This is a genomic window from Burkholderia sp. USMB20 (assembly GCF_000949135.2).
Classification (GTDB): domain Bacteria; phylum Pseudomonadota; class Gammaproteobacteria; order Burkholderiales; family Burkholderiaceae; genus Burkholderia.
This window is the reverse complement of the sequence record NZ_JTAN02000014.1, coordinates 24568-44103: the sequence shown is the minus strand read 5'-3', so window position 1 is coordinate 44103 and position 19536 is coordinate 24568. Positions and strand designations below refer to the sequence as shown.

The 19536-nt window shown below is 66.7% G+C and carries 18 protein-coding genes; 2 read left to right on the top strand and 16 right to left on the bottom strand.

What is annotated here, in order from left to right; all coding sequences use genetic code 11:
- Window positions 1-71: 71 nt before the first annotated feature.
- From PL79_RS18485 to rpsB, 16 genes are all read right to left on the bottom strand, one after another.
- The gene (locus tag PL79_RS18485; RefSeq protein ID WP_044843765.1) at window positions 72-854 is read right to left on the bottom strand and encodes a TrmH family RNA methyltransferase; all 783 of its coding nucleotides are present in this window, start codon (window positions 852-854) and stop codon (window positions 72-74) included.
- On the bottom strand, window positions 851-1495 hold the full coding sequence (rnhB, locus tag PL79_RS18480; protein ID WP_044843766.1) for a ribonuclease HII: 645 nt from the start codon (window positions 1493-1495) through the stop codon (window positions 851-853). The genes PL79_RS18485 and rnhB overlap by 4 nt, the downstream gene beginning before the upstream one ends.
- On the bottom strand, window positions 1492-2661 hold the full coding sequence (lpxB, locus tag PL79_RS18475; protein ID WP_044843767.1) for a lipid-A-disaccharide synthase: 1170 nt from the start codon (window positions 2659-2661) through the stop codon (window positions 1492-1494). Before lpxB ends, rnhB begins: the two co-directional genes overlap by 4 nt.
- 3 nt (window positions 2662-2664) lie before the next feature.
- A complete protein-coding gene (lpxA, locus tag PL79_RS18470; protein WP_044843768.1) occupies window positions 2665-3453 on the bottom strand; it encodes an acyl-ACP--UDP-N-acetylglucosamine O-acyltransferase in 789 nt (262 codons plus the stop codon).
- 67 nt (window positions 3454-3520) lie between these two features.
- Window positions 3521-3988 carry a 3-hydroxyacyl-ACP dehydratase FabZ gene (gene fabZ / locus PL79_RS18465; protein WP_006402657.1) on the bottom strand — a complete coding sequence of 156 codons (468 nt, stop codon included), beginning with the start codon at window positions 3986-3988 and terminating at the stop codon, window positions 3521-3523.
- 130 nt (window positions 3989-4118) lie between these two features.
- On the bottom strand, window positions 4119-5198 hold the full coding sequence (lpxD, locus tag PL79_RS18460) for a UDP-3-O-(3-hydroxymyristoyl)glucosamine N-acyltransferase (RefSeq protein WP_044843769.1): 1080 nt from the start codon (window positions 5196-5198) through the stop codon (window positions 4119-4121).
- A 16-nt stretch (window positions 5199-5214) separates the two neighbouring features.
- Window positions 5215-5712 carry an OmpH family outer membrane protein gene (locus PL79_RS18455; protein ID WP_040144479.1) on the bottom strand — a complete coding sequence of 166 codons (498 nt, stop codon included), beginning with the start codon at window positions 5710-5712 and terminating at the stop codon, window positions 5215-5217.
- A gap of 64 nt (window positions 5713-5776) precedes the next feature.
- A complete protein-coding gene (gene bamA / locus PL79_RS18450; protein WP_044843770.1) occupies window positions 5777-8083 on the bottom strand; it encodes an outer membrane protein assembly factor BamA in 2307 nt (768 codons plus the stop codon).
- A gap of 64 nt (window positions 8084-8147) precedes the next feature.
- Window positions 8148-9521 (bottom strand): RIP metalloprotease RseP, encoded by a 1374-nt coding sequence (gene rseP, locus PL79_RS18445; RefSeq protein WP_044843771.1) that lies wholly within the window; start codon window positions 9519-9521, stop codon window positions 8148-8150.
- Window positions 9522-9532: 11 nt separating this feature from the next.
- Window positions 9533-10729 carry a 1-deoxy-D-xylulose-5-phosphate reductoisomerase gene (locus PL79_RS18440; protein ID WP_044843772.1) on the bottom strand — a complete coding sequence of 399 codons (1197 nt, stop codon included), beginning with the start codon at window positions 10727-10729 and terminating at the stop codon, window positions 9533-9535.
- Window positions 10730-10744: 15 nt separating this feature from the next.
- The gene (locus tag PL79_RS18435) at window positions 10745-11566 is read right to left on the bottom strand and encodes a phosphatidate cytidylyltransferase (protein WP_044843773.1); all 822 of its coding nucleotides are present in this window, start codon (window positions 11564-11566) and stop codon (window positions 10745-10747) included.
- The gene (gene uppS, locus PL79_RS18430; protein ID WP_044843774.1) at window positions 11560-12342 is read right to left on the bottom strand and encodes a polyprenyl diphosphate synthase; all 783 of its coding nucleotides are present in this window, start codon (window positions 12340-12342) and stop codon (window positions 11560-11562) included. The genes PL79_RS18435 and uppS overlap by 7 nt, the downstream gene beginning before the upstream one ends.
- A 47-nt stretch (window positions 12343-12389) precedes the next feature.
- A complete protein-coding gene (gene frr / locus PL79_RS18425; RefSeq protein WP_006752152.1) occupies window positions 12390-12950 on the bottom strand; it encodes a ribosome recycling factor in 561 nt (186 codons plus the stop codon).
- A 102-nt stretch (window positions 12951-13052) separates the two neighbouring features.
- The gene (pyrH, locus tag PL79_RS18420; RefSeq protein WP_011885142.1) at window positions 13053-13766 is read right to left on the bottom strand and encodes a UMP kinase; all 714 of its coding nucleotides are present in this window, start codon (window positions 13764-13766) and stop codon (window positions 13053-13055) included.
- A gap of 154 nt (window positions 13767-13920) precedes the next feature.
- Window positions 13921-14802: a translation elongation factor Ts gene (tsf, locus tag PL79_RS18415; protein WP_044843775.1), complete on the bottom strand. Its 882-nt coding sequence runs from the start codon at window positions 14800-14802 to the stop codon at window positions 13921-13923.
- A 162-nt stretch (window positions 14803-14964) separates the two neighbouring features.
- The gene (rpsB, locus tag PL79_RS18410; protein WP_006483818.1) at window positions 14965-15705 is read right to left on the bottom strand and encodes a 30S ribosomal protein S2; all 741 of its coding nucleotides are present in this window, start codon (window positions 15703-15705) and stop codon (window positions 14965-14967) included.
- 368 nt (window positions 15706-16073) lie between these two features.
- Here rpsB and map point away from each other — a divergent pair, with 368 nt between their 5' ends.
- Together map and PL79_RS18395 are read left to right on the top strand one after the other, a co-directional pair.
- A complete protein-coding gene (gene map, locus PL79_RS18400) occupies window positions 16074-16889 on the top strand; it encodes a type I methionyl aminopeptidase (RefSeq protein WP_021159103.1) in 816 nt (271 codons plus the stop codon).
- Between the two features lie 54 nt (window positions 16890-16943).
- Window positions 16944-19520 (top strand): [protein-PII] uridylyltransferase, encoded by a 2577-nt coding sequence (locus PL79_RS18395; protein WP_044843776.1) that lies wholly within the window; start codon window positions 16944-16946, stop codon window positions 19518-19520.
- Window positions 19521-19536: the final 16 nt, after the last annotated feature.

The window sequence follows — 19536 nt, the reverse complement described above, 5'->3', positions numbered from 1 at the left end:
CCGCGTCGAACGCGGCCTTTTTTCGTGGTGCGGGATACCGCGCGGGCAACGCCGCGCGTCACGTCATCATGTCATGCGAGCCGCTGCTGCCGCACCTGCTCGAACAGGCACACCGCCGCCGCTGCCGCCACATTCAGCGACTCCATGCCGCCCGGCTGCGGGATCGTCACGCGATGCGTGGCCACGTCGCGCCAGAACGCCGACACGCCGGCGCCCTCGTTGCCGAATACCCATGCGACGGGCCCGGCCAGGTCGCAGTCGTAGATCGCCTGCGCGCCGTGCGAATCGGTCAGCGCGACCGGCACGTCGAGGCGTTCGGCGAGCGCGCCGGCCTCGACATCCTCGTGGATCGACAGCAGGAAGTGCGCGCCCATTCCCGAGCGCAGCACCTTCGACGACCACGCATAGGCGGTGCCCGGCGCGCAGAACACGTGCCGCACACCGGCCGCGGCCGCGCTGCGCAGGATCGAGCCGACGTTGCCGGCGTCCTGCACGCCGTCGAGCACGACCGACGTGTGCGTGACACGCTCCGGCAGCGGCTGCGCGGGACGCTCGACGAGCAGCAGGAAACCGACGCCGCTCACCACGTTCGACAGTTGTCCGAACAGCGCATCGGGCAGCGTGACGACCCGCTGCGCATCGACGCGCGCGATGATCGCCTGCGCTTCGTCGTGCGCGAGCGCGCCTTCGGTGGCGACGCACAGCTCGGGTATCGCGCCCGTATCGAGATACGCGCTGGCGAGGTGAAAACCTTCGAGCAGCGCCTGGCCGCCGCGGCGCTGCTGGGACGTCGAACCCGCAAGCGCCTTCAGGCGCTTGTACAGCGGGTTGTCGCGGGAAGTAATGCTTTTCATCGAATCAGGTCGAGTGCCGCGCGCACGGGTGCGAACGAGCGCCGATGCGCTTCGCACGGGCCGTGCTCGCGCAGCGCGGCGAGATGTTTCTCGGTGCCGTAGCCCGCATGCACGTTGAACCCGTACACCGGGAAGCGTTCGTGCAGCTCGACGAGCATGCGGTCACGCGCGACCTTCGCGAGGATCGACGCGGCCGAGATGCTCGGCACGAGCGCGTCGCCGCTGACGATCGCCTCGGCACGCACCATCAGCGTCGGGCAGCGGTTGCCGTCGATCTGCGCGAGCGTCGGCAGCACCGACAGGCCTTCGACGGCCCGCTTCATCGCGAGCATCGTCGCGTGCAGGATGTTGAGCGTGTCGATCTCGTCGACGCTGGCCGACGCGACGCAATACGCGCGCGAGCGCGCGACGATCAGGTCGTACAGCGCGTCGCGCTTTTTCGCGGACAGCGCCTTCGAATCGTCGAGCCCGTCGATCGGCTGCGCGGGATCGAGGATCACCGCGGCGGCGACCACCGGCCCCGCGAGCGGGCCGCGGCCCGCTTCGTCGACGCCGCAGACGATCTCGTCGGGCCGGCTGAAGTCGAAGCCGCCCTGCACGTCGGTCGACGCGCGGCGGCGTGGTGCACGGGCTGCCGTCATACGCGCCCCTTGCGTTGCTCGAGTACGCGCACGACCGCTTCGGCCGCCTTCGCGGCCGTGTTCTGCCGCAGCGAGAGATGCATTTCGGTAAACACTTCGGTCAGCGTGCGGCGGTTCGCGTCGTCGCGCAGCTGCGTGAGCGTCGCATCGGCGAGCGCCTCGGGCGTCGCGAAATGCTGCAGCAGCTCGGGCACGACGAAGCGCCCCGCCAGGATGTTCGGCAAGCCGACGTACGGCAGATAGCCCTGCCGGCGCATGATCTGTCCGGTCAGCCAGGGCACCTTGTACGAGATCACCATCGGCTTCTTCAGCAGCGCGGCTTCCAGCGTGACGGTGCCGCTCTTCACGAGGATCGCGTCGGCGGCCGTCATCGCAACCTGCGAGCGGCCGTCGGTGATCGTCAGCGCGAGTTGCGGATGGGCGTCGACGAGCGGCTGCAGCAGTTCGCGCAGCGCGGGCGTCGCCGCCGGCATCACGAACCGCACGCCGGGCTCGCGCTGCTGCATCAGCGCCATCGCGGCGAAGAACGTCGGGCCGATCAGCCCGATCTCCGAGCGCCGGCTGCCCGGCAGCACCGCGATCACGGGGCCCTCGGCCGGCAAGCCGAGCGCGATGCGCGCGCCGTGCGTGTCGGGCTCGAGCGGAATCTCGTCGGCCAGCGGGTGGCCGACATACGTCGACGCGACGCCCGCCTTGTCGAGGATCGCCGGTTCGAACGGGAACAGGCACAGCATGTGGTCGACGGACTTCGCGATCTTCTTGATCCGGCCGCCGCGCCACGCCCAGATCGACGGGCACACGAAGTGGATCGACGGGATGCCCGCGTCGCGCGCGGCCTGCTCCACGCTGAAGTTGAAATCGGGCGCGTCGACGCCGATGAAGGCGTCGGGCCGCTCCGCGAGCAGCTGGCGCTTCAGCTCGCCGCGAATCCGCAGGATCTCGGGAATCTGGCCCAGCGCCTCGACGTAGCCGCGCACCGTCAGCTTGTCCATCTGCCAGTGCGAGTCGAAGCCGTGCGCGAGCATCCGCTGCCCGCCGATCCCGTAGTAGCGGGTCGATGCGGGCAGCCGCGCCTGAAGCCCGCCGAGCAGCGACGCCGCGAGCAGGTCGCCCGACGGCTCGCCGGCCACCATCGCGAGCCGGAGCTGATTGGTCGGGAGCGACATCGCTTAGCGGATGATGCCGCGTTGGGACGCGTCGATGAACTCGACGAGCGCGGTGACCGCTGCGTCGCCTTCGCCGCCCGCGGCCGCCAGCTCGCGCAACTGCACCTTCGCTTCCTCGAGCGACAGGCCGTTCTTGTACAGCAGGCGGTACGCGCTGCGCAGCGCCGAGATCGCGTCGGGCGAGAAACCGCGCCGGCGCAGGCCTTCGACGTTGATGCCGTGCGGCTCGGCCTTGTTGCCGGCCGCGATCACGAACGGCGGCACGTCCTGCACGAGCGCCGAGGCGCCGCCCAGCATCGAGTGCGCGCCGATGCGCACGAACTGGTGCACGCCCGACATCCCGCCGACGATCGCGAAGTCGCCGATCTCGACGTGACCGGCCATCTGCGCGTTGCTCGACAGGATCACGTTGTTGCCGACGCGGCAGTCATGGCCAATGTGCACATAGGCCATGATCCAGTTGTCGTCGCCGAGCGTCGTCACGCCGACGTCCTGCACGGTGCCGGTGTGGATCGTCGTGAATTCGCGGATCGTGTTGCGGTTGCCGATCACGAGCTTCGTCGGCTCGTCCTTGTACTTCATGTCCTGCGGACGACCGCCCACCGACGCGTAATGGCCGATGCGGTTGTCCTCGCCGAGCGTCGTGTGACCTTCGATCACGCTGTGCGAGCCGATCGTCGTACGCGCGCCGATCGTGACGTGCGGCCCGACGATCGCGTACGGCCCGATCTCGACGGACTCGTCGATCTGTGCGCCCGGTTCGACGATCGCGGTAGGATGAATCCTGGTCATGCGCCGTTGCCTCTCGATGTGATGTGTCGCGTTGCCCGCGTTACGTTACCCATGCGTGCCGCGTCGCTCAGGGCGCCGCGTCGGCCGTCTTGACCGTGCACATCAGTTCGGCTTCCGCCGCCACCTTGCCGTCCACTTCCGCCACTGCCTTGAACTTCCAGATGCCGCGGATGTAACGTTCGAACGTCACGTTCAGAATCAGCTGGTCGCCCGGTTCGACCACGCGCTTGAAGCGCGCGCCGTCGATCCCGACGAAGTAGTACAGCGTGTTTTCCGGATCCTTCGGCTGCTCTTCCGAGAACGTCAGCAGCGCGGCCGCCTGAGCGAGCGCCTCGAGGATCAGCACACCCGGCATCACCGGCCGCTTCGGGAAGTGCCCCTGGAAGAACGGCTCGTTGATCGACACGTTCTTCAGCGCTTTGATCCCCTTGTGCGGCTCGAGTTCGAGCACGCGATCGACGAGCAGAATCGGATAGCGATGCGGCAGCAGCGTGAGGATCTTGTGGATGTCGAGATTGATTTTTTCAGTGCTCATGATGGTTCGTCTCACGCAGAGGCTGCGCGGTGGTGATGCAAAGGCTGAAGCGGGCCGCCGTGCGGCCCAGTCTGGCAAACCGGGCCGGATGCGCTGGCCGTGCCCGGTTCGTGGTCTCGCATGGTGTCGGTCAGGCGTGCGTGCCGCCCTGGGCGGCCAGCGCGGTTTCGAGCGCCTTGATGCGGTCGCGCAGCTTGTCGAGGTTGCGCACGAGCGCGGCGCTCCGGTTCCATTCGCCGTGGTCGACGGCCGGGAACGCGCTCGTATAGATGCCGGCCTTCGGCAGCGACTTCGACACGCCCGAATTCGCCGTGATGATGACATAGTCGCCAAGCGTCACGTGGCCGGCGATCCCCGCCGCGCCGCCGATCATGCAGTGGCGGCCGATCGTCGTGCTGCCCGCGATGCCCGCCTTGCCGGCGATCACCGTGTAGGCGCCGATCCGGCAGTTGTGCGCGATCTGGACCTGGTTGTCGATCTTCACGCATTCTTCGATGACGGTGTCCGCCATCGCGCCGCGGTCGATCGTCGTGTTCGCGCCGATCTCGACGTCCGGGCCGATCGACACGCCGCCGACCTGCGGAATCTTGACCCAGCTGCCGGTGCGCGCGTCGCCGTCGCCGACGAAATCCGGCGCGAAGCCGAAGCCGTCGGAACCGATCACGGCACCCGCGTGGATGATCGCGCGCGGGCCGATCTTGCAGCCGTGGTACACCGACGCGTTCGGATACAGGTGCGAGCCTGCGCCGATCGTCGTGCCGCGGCCGACGAACACGTTCGCGTCCAGCTGCACGTCGTCTTCGATCACCGCGCCGGCCTCGACCGTCACGTGCGGGCCGATCACCGCGCTCGCGGCGACCTGCGCGGCCGGATCGATCGTCGCGCTCGGATGCACGCCGGCCGCGCGCGGCGGCGTGGCGAGATCGATGAACATCTGCGCGACGCGCGCGAAGTACGCGTACGGATTCGGCGTCACGATGAAATTGCGGCCATGAGCGGCCGCACCCAGCTTTTCGAGATCCTTCGGCGCGATCAGCACCGCGCCGGCGCGGGTCGTCTCGACCTGCGACAGGTACTTCGGGTTCGCGAGAAACGCGAGTTGCTGAGGGCCTGCCTGGTCGAGCGGCGCGAGGCCGCCCACCTTGCACTGGGCGTCGCCGGCGATCTCGCCGCCGAACCGCGTTACGAGTGCCTCAAGCGTCAATGCCATTCGTCGTCTGCTCCGTTCAGTTCGTCGAGCCGGACGCGAGCGCCTTGAGCACCTTGTCGGTGATGTCGATGCGCGGACTGACGTACACGGCTTCCTGCACGATCAGGTCGTAATTCTGCTGCTCGGCGATCTGCTTGATGACCTTGTTCGCACGCTCCAGCACGGCCGCGAGCTCCTCGTTGCGGCGCTGGTTCAGGTCTTCGCGAAACTCGCGCTGCTTGCGCTGGAAGTCGGTGTCGAGCTGCGCGAGATCGCGCTGCTTCTGCGCGCGATCGGCCGCCGACAGCGACGCACCGTTCTTGTCCAGCGAGTCGGACATCGACTTCAGGCGCGCCGCGAGGTCCTGCAGATCCTTGTCGCGCTTCGCGAACTCGGCTTCGAGCTTCGTCTGCGCCGCCTTGGCGGGCGCCGACTCGCGCAGGATCCGATCCGAATTGACCGCCGCGATGCGGGCGACGTCCTGAGCATGCGCCGTCGCCGCGCCCAAGGCCAGCGCAACGGTCAGCGCACACATCACTCGTTTCGAAAACTTACCGGTTAGCAAAATTACCCTCTCGTTACTGTTGTCATGCGTTCGATCAGAACGCCGTCCCGATCTGGAACTGGAATTTCTGGTACTGGTCGCCTTCGTGCTTCTGCAGCGGGAAGCCGAGGCTCAGCTTCAGCGGGCCGATCGGCGAGATCCACGCGAGACCCACACCGTAGCCGTAACGCAGGCCGTTCGCGCCGGTACTCGTGCCGCCCGGCGCGTTGCCCCACACGTTACCGCCGTCGAGGAACGTGAACACGCGCAGCGTGCGGTCGTAGCCGGTGCCCGGCAGCGGGAACGTCAGCTCGATGTTGCCGACCACCATCTTCGAACCGCCGATCGGGTCGTTCGTCTTCGTGTCGCGCGGGCCCAGCGAGCTCGGCTCGTAGCCACGCACGGAGCCGATACCGCCCGCGTAGTAGTTCTTGAAGATCGGGTACGGGTTGCCGATGCCGTTACCGTAGCCGCCTTGCAGGTTCAGACCCAGGATGAAGCCGCGCGAGAACGAATAGTAGTACTGCGCCTGCAGGTCGGCCTTGTAGTACTGGATCTTGCCGACCGGCACGCCGTATTCGACGTTCGCCTGCGTGAAGTAGCCGCGGCTCGGGATCAGCGCGCTGTCACGCGCGTCGCGCGACCATGCCACCGTCAGCGGCACCGTGTTCGACACGCGGCCGAACTCGTTCACGTAATCCTGGTAGCTCTGCGGCGTGTTCGAGTCGACGTCGAGACGGTTCTGCTCGAAGCCCGCGCCGAAGTAGACGGTGTCGACTTCCGAGAACGGGATGCCGAACTTCAGGTTGCCGCCCGCGCTGATGATCCGGAAGCTCGAACTCGTCGAGTAGTAAAGCGGCTGGTACGTGCGGTAGTAGACGTCGGTGATCCGCTTGATGCCGTCGACCGTGAAGTACGGGTCGACCTGCGTGACGGTCAGCGTGCGGTAGCTCTTCGCGGTGTTGACGTTCACCGACAGGCTCGTGCCCGAGCCGAACACGTTGTCCTGCGACACGCCGGCCGACAGCACCACCTTGTCCGTCGACGAGAAGCCCGCGCCCAGCGTGATCGCGCCGGTCGGCTTTTCGTCGACCTTCACGTTCACGTCGACCTGGTCGTTCGTGCCTTCGACCGGCACCGTCGTCACGTCGACGTTGGTGAAATAGCCGAGACGGTTCACGCGGTCCTTCGACAGCGCGAGGCGGTTCGAATCGAACCACGAGCTTTCGAGCTGGCGCATTTCGCGGCGCACGACTTCGTCGCGCGTGCGCGTGTTGCCGACCACGTTGATGCGGCGCACGTACACGCGGCGGCTCGGATCGACGACGAGGTTCAGGTTCACCTTGTGGTTCGCCTGGTCGATGTCCGGCTGCGCGTTGACGGTCGCGAATGCGTAGCCGTATTCACCGAGCTTGTCGACGATCGACTTCGTCGTTTGCTGCAGCTTTTCGGCCGAGAAGCGATCGCCCGGCTTGATCTTGATCAGCTTGTTCAGTTCGGCTTCGCGATCGAGCAGGTTGCCCGACAGCTTGATGCCCGACACCGTGTACGGCTCGCCTTCGTGCAGCGTGACCGTCAGGTACATGTCCTTCTTGTCGGGCGAGATCGACACCTGGGTCGATTCGATGTTGAACTCGAGGTAGCCGCGGTTCAGGTAGTACGAGCGCACGGCCTCGAGGTCGCCCGTGAGCTTTTCCTTCGAGTACAGGTCGTTCTTCGTGTACCAGGAGAACCAGTTCGGCGTCGACAGCTGCATCTCGTCGCGCAGCGTGCTGGTGCTGAACGCCTTGTTGCCGATGAAGTTGATCTGGCGGATCTTCGCGCTCGGGCCTTCGGCGACCGCGAACAGGATCGACACGCGGTTCGCGTCGACCGGCGTGATCGTCGTCTTGACCTCGGCCGCATAGAAGCCGCGCGTCAGGTACTGACGCTTGAGCTCCTGCTCCGCCTTGTCGACGAGCGCCTTGTCGTAGTAGCGGCCGTCGGCCAGACCCACCGCGCGCAGCGCCTTCGTCAGGTTGTCCTTGTCGAATTCCTTCGTGCCGGTGAAGTCGATCGACGCGATGGCCGGACGCTCCTGCACCTGCACGATCACGACGTTGCCCTGGGTGGCGATGCGCACGTCGTTGAAGAAGCCCGTCGCGTACAGCGCGCGGATTGCTTCGGATGCCTTGTCGTCGGTGAAGGTATCGCCCTGCTTGATCGGCAGGTAGGCGAACACCGAACCGGCTTCGACGCGCTGCAACCCCTCGATCTTGATGTCTTGCACCACGAACGGTGCCGCTGCATGCGCCGCGAGGCCGTGCGCGGCGAGCGCGGCCGCTGCAACTGTCTTAGGTACAAAGCGATGAGGTTTGAACAACGTGCATCCCCAATATTTAGCTGCATCAAATCAGGCGGCGGCCGACTGGCCGCCGCCTGACGCTTCAGAAATGGATTAACCGAGCCAGGTCGTTGAACAGCGCGATCGCCGACAACGCGACGATGCAGATCAACCCGGCTCTTTGCAGAATCAGCTGCCAGCGCTCCGATACGGCTTTCCCGGTCGCGGCTTCAACCAGATAATATAACAGATGCCCCCCGTCCAAAACGGGAATCGGCAGCAAGTTCAGCACCCCGAGGCTAATGCTGACAAGGGCGAGGAACGACAGGAAGGCCGACGGACCGAGCCGCGCGCTCTTGCCCGCGTAGTCCGCGATCGTCACCGGGCCGGACAGGTTCTTCAGCGACGCATCGCCCGTGATCATCCGCCCGAACATCCTCAGCGAGTAAACGGCGATGTCCCACGTGCGGTGCGCGCCGAGGCGCAGACTCTCGATCGGCCCGTAGCGCACGTCGACCGACGGCGTGTGCATCGACAGCGCCGCGCCGATGCGGCCGACCTGCTGCCCCGTTTCGTCGTCGCGCTGCGCCTGCGGCACGATCGACACCGTCCGCAAGGCACCGCCGCGCTCGATCTGCAGTTCGACCGCCTGGCCCGCATGGTGCTTCACCGCGTCGATGAAGCGCGTGGCGCCGCCGATGGGCTTGCCGTCGAGCGCGAGCAGCTTGTCGCCGGCCTTCAGGCCCGCCTGCTCGGCCGCGCTGCCGGGCTGCACCGACGCCACCGACAGCGCGCCGCCGCCGGTCTCGAAGCCCAGGTGCAGCATGAAATCGTCGTCGAGCGCGCTTTCGGGAACATTGCGCAGGTCGACGCGGAAGTCGAACGTCGCCGCGCCGCCGTCGCGCGCGCCGAGCACGACCTCGCGATGATCGAACGCGGCGGCCAGCAGCTTCCAGCGCAGGTCCGACCACGAGCGCACCGGCACGGCGTCGCCGCCCTGTGCGTCGCGAATGGACACGATCGTCTCGCTGCCGTCGAAGCCCGCGCGGGCCGCCGCCGTGCCGGCGGCCGGCGGCGCGAGCACCGCGGCCGGCTCGGTCACGCCGGTTGCGAATACGGCGGAAAACAGGACGATTGCCAACAGGAAGTTCGCGATCGGGCCGGCGGCGACGATCGCGATGCGCTTGAACACCGATTGCCGGTTGAACGCCTGGCCGAGCTCCTCGGGTTTGACGCCCGCCCCCGGCTCGCGCTCGTCGAGCATCTTCACGTAGCCGCCAAGCGGCAGCGCGGAGAGCGTCCATTCGGTGCCCGTCTTGCGGCTGACCCAGCGCGCGACGGGCTGGCCGAAGCCGATCGAGAAACGCAGCACCTTCACGCCGCACCAGCGCGCGACGCGATAATGTCCGTACTCATGCACGACGACCAGCACCCCGATCGCCACCGCAAACGCGATCAGTTCGACCAGCACGTTCATGAGCACCTCATTCAGACAGTGCGCTCCACGCGTGGCGCAGGCGCTTTCGCAATGATCTCGGCGGCGAGGCGGCGTGCCTCGGCATCCGCCGCAAGGACGTCGTCGAGCCCGTTCGGGTTGCGGTTCGGCAGTGCGTTGAGCACCGCGTCGACCGTCGCCGCGATCGCCATGAAGCCGATCCGGCGCTCGAGAAACGCTTCGACCGCGATTTCGTTCGCCGCGTTCAACGCGGCGCTCGCGATGCCGCCCTCCTCGAGCGCCTTCAGCGCGAGCGCGAGGCACGGGAAGCGCGTGTAGTCGGGCTTCTCGAACGACAGCTGGGCGATCTGCGCGAGGTCGAGCTGCTCGACACCGGCGTCGACGCGCTCCGGGAACGCCAGCGCGTGCGCGATCGGCGTACGCATGTCGGGGTTGCCGAGCTGCGCGAGCACCGAGCCGTCGCGGTACGACACGAGCGAATGGATCACGCTCTGCGGGTGGATCAGCACGTCGATCCGGTCGCCCGGCAGGCCGAAGATCCAGTGCGCCTCGATCACTTCGAGGCCCTTGTTCATCATCGTCGCGGAATCGACGGAAATCTTGCGACCCATCACCCAGTTCGGATGCTTGCAGGCCTCGTCCGGCGTCACGTCGACGAGCGTGGCCGGCTCGCGCGTACGGAACGGGCCGCCCGACGCGGTCAGGATGATCTTCGAGATCCCGCCGTGCTCGTTCGCGTCGCGCGGCATGCACTGGAAGATCGCGTTGTGTTCGCTGTCGACCGGCAGCAGGATCGCGCCATGGTCGCGCACGGCATCCATGAAGATCGCGCCCGACATCACGAGCGATTCCTTGTTCGCGAGCAGGATGCGCTTGCCGGCGCGCGCGGCCGCCAGACTCGGCGCGAGGCCGGCCGCGCCGACGATCGCCGCGACGACGGTGTCGCAGCCGTCGCTGTTCGACACGTCGACGAGCGCCTGCGGCCCGTACAGCACCGTGGTCTTGTTGCCCGCCGCGCGCAGCTTCGCCTCGACGTGCGCCGCCGTGTTCGCATCGCCGACCACCGCGACTTCGGGTGCGAAGCGCAGGCACTGCTCGACGAGCTTGTCGCCATTGCGGTGCGCGGTCAACGCATAGACCGAGAAACGCTCGGGATGGCGGGCGACCACGTCGAGCGTGCTGTCTCCGATCGAGCCCGTGGAACCGAGCAGTGTCAGACGTTTTTGCATAACAGAAATAGTGGTTTAACCAAGCAGCAGCATTGCGAGCGGCAGCACCGGCAGCAGCGCGTCGACGCGGTCGAGCACGCCGCCGTGACCGGGCAGCAGGCCGCTCGAATCTTTCACGCCCGCCTGACGCTTGAGCAGCGACTCGAACAGGTCGCCGATCACGCTGTACGCAACCAGCAGCGTCAGCGCGGCCCACGCGCCGGGCATCCCGTAGCGCGTCGCGAATGCGGAAAACAGGGTCGGCTCGAACCAGTGCGCGGCCATCGCGGCTCCCGCGACGACCATCACGGCGAGCCAGCCGCCGATCGCGCCTTCCCAGCTCTTCCCGGGACTGATCGTCACGGCCAGTTTACGCTTTCCGAAGGCCTTGCCCGCGAAATATGCACCAATATCGGCCAGCCACACGACCAGCAGCAGCGAGAGCACGAACGGAACGCCCTGCGCACGCGCCGCGACGACCGCGTGCCAGCAGGCCGCGAACACCACGAGCCCGGCCGCGAGCAGGAACGGCCGCCAAACGCCGCCCGCGAGTTCCGGCTTGCGCCGCAGCGAGAACGGGCCGACCAGCAGCCAGAACACGCCGGCCGCCATGAAAAGGGGACGGGACGAAGCGGCCTCGACGCCGAGCGGCACGGTCGCCGCGAGCGCCAGCGCCGCGACGATCGCATAAACGACCGAACCGGCCGCGCCGAGCTTCAGCAGGCGCGCCCATTCCCACGCGGCGAACACGAGCACGACGCCGATCAGCGCGCCGAAGGCTGCGAGCGGCGCGAACAGCGTCACCGGCAGCAACACGGCCAGCATCACGACCGCCGTGATCACACGGGTCTTCAGCATGAAAGGGAATCGGCGTTCTGCGATTGCGGCTCGAGCTGCGCGCTGGTGCGCCCGAAACGGCGCTCGCGCTCGGTATACGACGCGATCGCGTCGGCCAGGGCCGCGCCGTCGAAATCCGGCCAGTATTTGTCGGTGAAATAGAATTCGGCGTACGCGAGCTGCCACAGCAGGAAATTGCTGACGCGCTGCTCGCCGCCGGTGCGGATGAAGAGATCGGGCTCCGGCGCATAGGCCATCGCCAGGTGCGGCGCGAACGCGTCTTCGGTCACCTCGACCTCGCGGCCCTCGCGCACGGCCTGCTCGACGAGTTTCTTCGTCGCCTGCAGGATGTCCCAGCGGCCGCCGTAGTTCGCGGCGATCGTCAGGGTCAGGCGGGTGTTGCGCGCCGTCTTGGTTTCGGCGCGGCGGATCAGTTCGCGGATGCGCGGCTCGAAACGCTCGAGATCGCCCACGACGCGCAGGCGGATCCCGTTCGCATGCAGCTTGCCGATCTCGCGCTCGAGCGCGGTGATGAACAGCCGCATCAGGAACGACACTTCGTCGTTCGGCCGGCGCCAGTTTTCCGAACTGAACGCGAACAGCGTCAGGTATTCGACGCCGGCGCGCGCGCAGCCTTCGACCACCGACCGCACGGCGTCGACGCCGCGGGTGTGCCCCGCGACGCGCGGCAAGCGGCGTTCGGTCGCCCAACGGCCGTTGCCGTCCATGATGATCGCGATATGACGCGGCACGGCGCCGACGTCAGGCACGCGAACGGTAGAGCTGGTATAGGTCATGGCCGTTGAGACAGTTGCGGGAAGAAGGCGGCGCGCGAGGACGGTCGTCAGACCGTCATGATCTCGGCTTCCTTGCTCTGCACGAGCTTGTCGACTTCGGCGACGTGCTTGTCGGTCAGCTTCTGCACGTCGTCGCTCGCACGGCGCTCGTCGTCTTCCGAGATTTCCTTGTCCTTCACGAGCTTCTTGAGCGCTTCGTTCGCGTCGCGGCGCAGGTTGCGGATCGCGACCTTGGCCGTTTCGCCTTCGCTCTTGACCACCTTGGTGAGCTCGCGGCGGCGCTCTTCCGTCAGCGCGGGCATCGGCACGCGGATCAGGTCGCCGGCCGTGGCCGGGTTCAGGCCCAGATCGGCTTCGCGGATGGCCTTCTCGACCTTCGCGACCATGTTCTTTTCCCACGGCTGCACGCCGATCGTGCGTGCGTCGACGAGCGTCAGGTTCGCAACCTGCGAGATCGGCACCATCGAACCGTAGTAGTCGACCTGCACGTGATCGAGCAGACCGGTATGCGCACGGCCCGTACGGATCTTCGCCAGATCGTTCTTGAACGCTTCGATCGAGCGCTGCATCTTCTGCTCTACGCCCTTCTTGACATCAGCGACACTCATTTCAACCTCCGAACCTTCCAACCTTCAATGAACGCGGGCCGCGCCCGGTGCGCCACGCACCACGGCCGGCGACCCGCGCCGCTTGCCCGCATCCGCGGGAGTTTACACGTGGACGAGCGTACCTTCGTCCTCGCCCAGCACGATGCGCTTGAGCGCGCCCGGCTTGTTGATCGAAAACACGCGGATCGGCAGCTTCTGGTCGCGGCACAGCGCGAAGGCCGTCGCGTCCATCACCTGCAGATTGCGGCTGATCGCCTCGTCGAAGCTGATCGTCGTGTAGCGCGTGGCCGACGGATCCTTCTTCGGATCGGCAGAATATACGCCATCGACCTTGGTCGCCTTCAAAACGACCTCGGCGCCCACTTCCGAACCGCGCAGCGCGGCGGCCGTGTCCGTCGTGAAGAACGGGTTGCCCGTGCCGGCCGCGAAGATCACGACCTTGCCTTCCTCGAGCTGGCGGATCGCGCGCGGCCGGATGTACGGCTCGACGACCTGATCCATGCGCAGCGCGGACTGCACGCGCGCGACGATGCCGGCGTGGCGCATCGCGTCCTGCAGCGCCAGCGCGTTCATCATCGTCGCCAGCATCCCCATGTAGTCGGCCGTCGCGCGGTCCATGCCGGCCGCACCGCCCGCGACACCGCGGAAAATGTTACCGCCGCCGATCACGACCGCGAGTTGCGTACCGAGACCCACGACTTCGGCGATATCCGCCACCATCCGTTCGATCGTCGCGCGATTGATGCCGAAGGCATCGTCGCCCATCAGCGCTTCGCCGGAGAGTTTGAGGAGGACGCGTTTATAGGCATTGGACATAGGGGCTTCCGAGCGACGAGAGGATGACAACCACGAACTGTAGGGCGAAATACTGATTCGGGCAAGCGCCGGGACCGGACCGGGTTTCCCGGCCGGCCGGCGGCGCCGCCGGCCGCGGCGAGCGGAACGCCCGCCGCGGATACTGCCTGACTGCTTACTGCTGCTTTGCTGCTGCGACTTGCGCGGCCACTTCTGCGGCGAAGTCGTCCTGGCGCTTCTCGATGCCTTCGCCGACGACGAACAGCGCGAACTTCTGCACGGTCGCGTTCGCTGCCTTCAGCATCTGCTCGATCGTCTGCTTGTCGTTCTTCACGAACGTCTGGTTCAGCAGCGACACTTCCTTCAGGTACTTCTGGACGCTGCCGTCGACCATCTTCGCGACGATTTCAGCCGGCTTGCCCGATTCGGCAGCCTTCTGCTCGGCGACGCGGCGTTCCGTCTCGATCAGTTCCGCCGGCACGTCGGCCGACGACAGGGCGACCGGCTTCATCGCGGCGATGTGCATCGCGACGTCCTTGCCGACCTGCTCTTCCGCACCCGTGTACTCGACGATCACGCCGATACGCGCGCCGTGCAGGTACGTTGCGATCTTGTTCGCGGTTTCGAAACGGACGAAACGGCGGATCGAGACGTTCTCGCCGATCTTGCCGATCAGGGCCAGGCGGACTGCGTCGACCGTCGAACCGTCGAGCGGCAGTGCCGACAGCGCTGCCACGTCTGCCGGGTTTTGCGTCGCGACGAGTTCTGCGACGGTCTTCGAGAATGCGAGGAAGTCGTCGTTCTTCGCGACGAAGTCGGTTTCGCAGTTCAGCTCGACCAGCGCGCCCGCGTTGCCGCCGACGAACGATGCGACGACGCCTTCTGCCGTCACGCGCGATGCCGCCTTGCTCGCCTTGTTGCCGAGCTTGACGCGCAGCAGCTCTTCAGCCTTGGCCAGGTCGCCGTCGGCTTCCGTCAGCGCCTTCTTGCACTCCATCATCGGTGCGTCGGTCTTTGCGCGCAGTTCTGCCACCATGCTTGCGGTAATTGCCGCCATCATTCGCTCCTTGAGTCTGTATTCACAACGCCGCCCGCTTGGACGCGAACGGCCGAAAATCGTTTCCGGACCCGCGCCGATTCGGCGCGATCAGGTCCGGCGCACAAGCTTAAAAAAAGGGGGCCTGTTGAGAGCCCCCTTTTTGCGCCGGCTCGGGGCCAGTTACGCGTTTTCCTCGACGTACTCGTCGTCGCCACGCGCTGCCTGGACCACTTCGTTGACCGCGTTCGCACGGCCTTCCAGGATCGCGTCGGCCACGCCTTCAGCGTACAGCGCGACTGCCTTGCTCGAGTCGTCGTTGCCCGGGATCACGTAGTCCACACCTTCCGGCGAGTGGTTCGTGTCGACCACGGCGATGACCGGCACGCCCAGCTTGTTCGCTTCCGTGACGGCGATCTTGTGGTAGCCGACGTCGACGACGAAGATCGCGTCCGGAATGCCGCCCATGTCCTTCACGCCGCCGATCGACTTCTGCAGCTTGGCGATTTCGCGTTCGAACAGCAGCGCTTCCTTCTTGCTCATCTTCTCGAGCTCGCCCGCCTCGACTGCCGCTTCCATGTCCTTCAGGCGCTTGATCGATACCTTCAGCGTCTTGAAGTTGGTCATCATGCCGCCGAGCCAGCGTGCGTTGACGTACGGCATGCCCGCACGTTGCGCTTCCTGGGCGATCGTGTCACGCGACTGGCGCTTCGTGCCGACGAACAGGATCGTGCCGCGGTTCGCTGCCAGCTGGCGCACGTACTTCTGTGCGTCCGTGAACATCGGCAGCGTCTTTTCGAGGTTGATGATGTGAATCTTGTTACGGTGACCGAAAATGAACGGAGCCATCTTCGGGTTCCAGAAGCGCGTCTGGTGACCGAAGTGGACACCCGCTTCCAGCATTTGGCGCATCGTGACTGCCATGTAAATTCTCCACGAGGGTTGGGTCTTAAGCCGGCTGCCGTACCGCCGCGCGTTCCGCGCGGCCGGCACCCTGGTTGCGCCGGCTTGCGATTCGGCACGTGCGAAACTGCCCGTGCCGCAAGCCTTTCATCCTGATGCCGTCGCGATACCGCCCTACATCGGGGCATGTTCGGCATTTGGATGTCGACTTAGCCAAAGAGTATAGCACGCCGATTTGTCGGCTCTCAAGTCGCCCGCCACTTTCGCTTGCCGCGCGGCAGCCGGCCGGACAATCCGCGAAAACCCGCACCGGCACCGCCGGCAGGGGCTGCGAGGCCCGCCATAAGGTGCGATAATCCGTCAATTCACCGCATTCCAGGCATACCTCGATGGCTATTACGCTCAAAAACGAACACGACATCGCCGAGATGCGCGTCGCCTGCCGTCTCGCGAGCGAAGTGCTCGACTTCATCACGCCGCACGTCGTCGCGGGCATCACGACCGCCGAACTCGACCGGCTCTGTCACGAATTCATGCTCAACGAGCAGGGCACGATCCCCGCGCCGCTGAACTACCAGCCGCCCGGCTATCCGCCGTACCCGAAGGCCACCTGCATCTCGGTCAACGACGTGATCTGCCACGGCATTCCCGGCGAGAAGGTGATCAAGAACGGCGACGCGCTGAACATCGACATCACCGTGATCAAGAACGGCTACTTCGGCGACACCAGCCGGATGTTCATCGTCGGCGAAGGCTCGATCCTCGCGAAGCGCCTCGTGCAGACCACCTACGAGTGCATGTGGCTCGGCATCGACCAGGTCAAGCCCGGCGCGCACCTCGGCGACATCGGCTACGCGATCCAGAAGCACGCCGAAGCGCAGGGCTACAGCGTCGTGCGCGAATACTGCGGCCACGGCATCGGCACGGTGTTCCACGAGGATCCGCAGGTCGTCCACTACGGGCGCCCGGGCACCGGCATCGAGCTGAAGGCCGGGATGATCTTCACGATCGAGCCGATGATCAACGCCGGCAAGCGCGACATCCGCACGATGCCCGACCAGTGGACGGTCAAGACGCGCGATCGCAGCCTGTCCGCGCAATGGGAGCACACCGTGCTCGTCACCGAAACCGGCTACGAGGTGCTGACCGTGTCCGCCGGCACGCCGGCACGCCCGGTGTTCGCGCAACCGGCCGCCGCGGTCTGAGCGCCGTCGCGCCCGCCCCGCCCACCCCTCACCTGCTGACCTGAACGGCCGCCCATGAGCGCTCACGCCGCCCCCTCGCCCGCAGCGCTGTCGCGGCGCGCCGAATTCAAGGCCGCCAAGGCCGACCTGCTCGAGCGCTTTCGCAGCGCGACGAACGTCACATCGCTGATGCACGCGCTGTCGAGACTCACCGACGATGCGCTCAAGCGCGTGTGGGACGACTGCGGGCTGCCCGCGACGCTCGCGCTCGTCGCCGTCGGCGGCTACGGGCGCGGCGAGCTCGCGCCCCACTCCGACGTCGACATCCTGGTGCTGCTGCCCGATGCGCACGACCCGGCGCTCGACGCGCGGATCGAGCGCTTCATCGGGATGGCGTGGGATCTCGGCCTCGAGATCGGCAGCAGCGTGCGCACGGTCGAGCAATGCATCGAGGAGGCGTCGCAGGACGTCACCGTGCAGACCTCGCTGCTCGAAGCGCGCCGCATCGTCGGCAGCACCGCGCTGTTCGAACGCTTCACCGTGCGGTATCACGAGGCGCTCGACGCGCGCGCCTTCTTCACCGCGAAGGTGCTCGAGATGCGCCAGCGCCACGCGAAGTTCCAGGACACGCCGTACAGCCTCGAGCCGAACGTGAAGGAGAGCCCCGGCGGGCTGCGCGACCTGCAGACGATCCTGTGGATCGCGCGCGCGGCCGGCTTCGGCAGCAGCTGGCGCGAGCTCGACACGCGCGGCCTCATCACCGATCGCGAAGCGCGCGAGCTGCGCCGCAACGAAGGATTCCTGAAGACCCTGCGCGCGCGGCTGCACGTGATCGCCGGGCGCCGCCAGGACATGCTCGTGTTCGACCTGCAGACGCAGGCCGCCGAGAGCTTCGGCTACCGGCCGACGCAGGCCAAGCGCGCGAGCGAGCAGCTGATGCGCCGCTACTACTGGGCCGCGAAAGCGGTCACGCAGCTGGCGACGATCCTGATCCAGAACATCGAGGCGCAGCTGTTCCCCGCGACGAGCGGCATCACGCGTGTGCTGTCGCCCGATCGATTCGTCGAGAAGCAGGGCATGCTCGAGATCGTCGACGACGGCGTGTTCGAACGCCATCCCGACGCGATCCTCGAGGCGTTCCTGCTGTACGAGGCGACCCGCGGCGTGAAGGGCCTGTCCGCCCGCACGCTGCGCGCGCTCTACAACTCGCGCGAGATCATGAACCACACGTGGCGGCGCGATCCGCAGAACCGCCGCACGTTCATGCAGATCCTGCAGCAGCCCGAAGGCATCACGCATGCGTTCCGGCTGATGAACCAGACGAGCGTGCTCGGCCGCTACCTGCTGAATTTCCGCCGCATCGTCGGCCAGATGCAGCACGACCTGTACCACGTGTACACGGTCGACCAGCACATCCTGATGGTGTTGCGCAACATCCGCCGCTTCGCGGTGGCCGAGCATGCGCACGAGTACCCGTTCTGCAGCCAGCTGATCGGCAACTTCGAGCGCCCGTGGGTGCTGTACGTCGCGGCGCTGTTCCACGACATCGCGAAAGGCCGCGGCGGCGACCACTCGACGCTCGGGATGGCCGACGCGCGGCGCTTCTGCCGCGAGCACGGGATCACCGGCGACGACGCGTCGCTGATCGTGTGGCTCGTCCAGCATCACCTGACGATGAGCCAGGTCGCGCAGAAGCAGGACACGAGCGACCCGGAAGTCATCAAGCGCTTCGCCGAAGTCGTCGGCAACGAGCGCTACCTCACCGCGCTCTACCTGCTGACCGTCGCCGATATCCGCGGCACGAGCCCGAAGGTGTGGAACACGTGGAAGGGCAAGCTGCTCGAGGACCTGTACCGCATCACGCTCGCGGTGCTCGGCGGAGCGAACCCCGACGCGCATTCGGAACTGAAGTCGCGGCAGGAGCAGGCGCTCGCGCTGCTGCGCCTCGAGACCGTGCCCGACGACGCGCACCGCGCGCTGTGGGACCAGCTCGACGTCGGCTTCTTCCTGCGTCACGACGCGGCCGACATCGCATGGCAGACGCGCGTGCTGTACCGGCACGTGAACGCCGAGACCGCGATCGTGCGCGCGCGGCCGTCGCCGATCGGCGACGCGCTGCAGGTGCTCGTGTACGTGAAGGACCGCCCCGACCTGTTCGCGGGCATCTGCGCGTACTTCGACCGCAACGGGCTGTCGGTGCTCGATGCGCGTGTCAGCACGACGCGGCACGGCTATGCGCTCGACAACTTCATCGTCACGCAGACCGAACGCGACGTGCGCTACCGCGACATCGCGAATCTCGTCGAACAGCAACTCGCGGCGCGCCTTGCCGAAACCGCGTCGCTGCCGGAGCCGTCCAAGGGCCGCCTGTCGCGGTTGTCGCGGACATTTCCGATCACGCCGCGCGTCGACCTCCGGGCCGACGAGCGCGGCCAGTACTACATCCTGTCCGTGTCCGCCAACGACCGGCCGGGCCTTCTCTATTCGATCGCGCGCGTCCTGGCCGAGCATCAGGTCGGCGTCCACGCGGCGCGGATCAATACGCTCGGCGAACGCGTCGAGGACATCTTCCTGCTCGACGGTGCCGGCCTGTCCGACAACCGCCTGCAGATCCAGCTCGAAACCGAATTGCTGCGCGCGATCGCAGTCTGAATGAATCCCAGCGTTT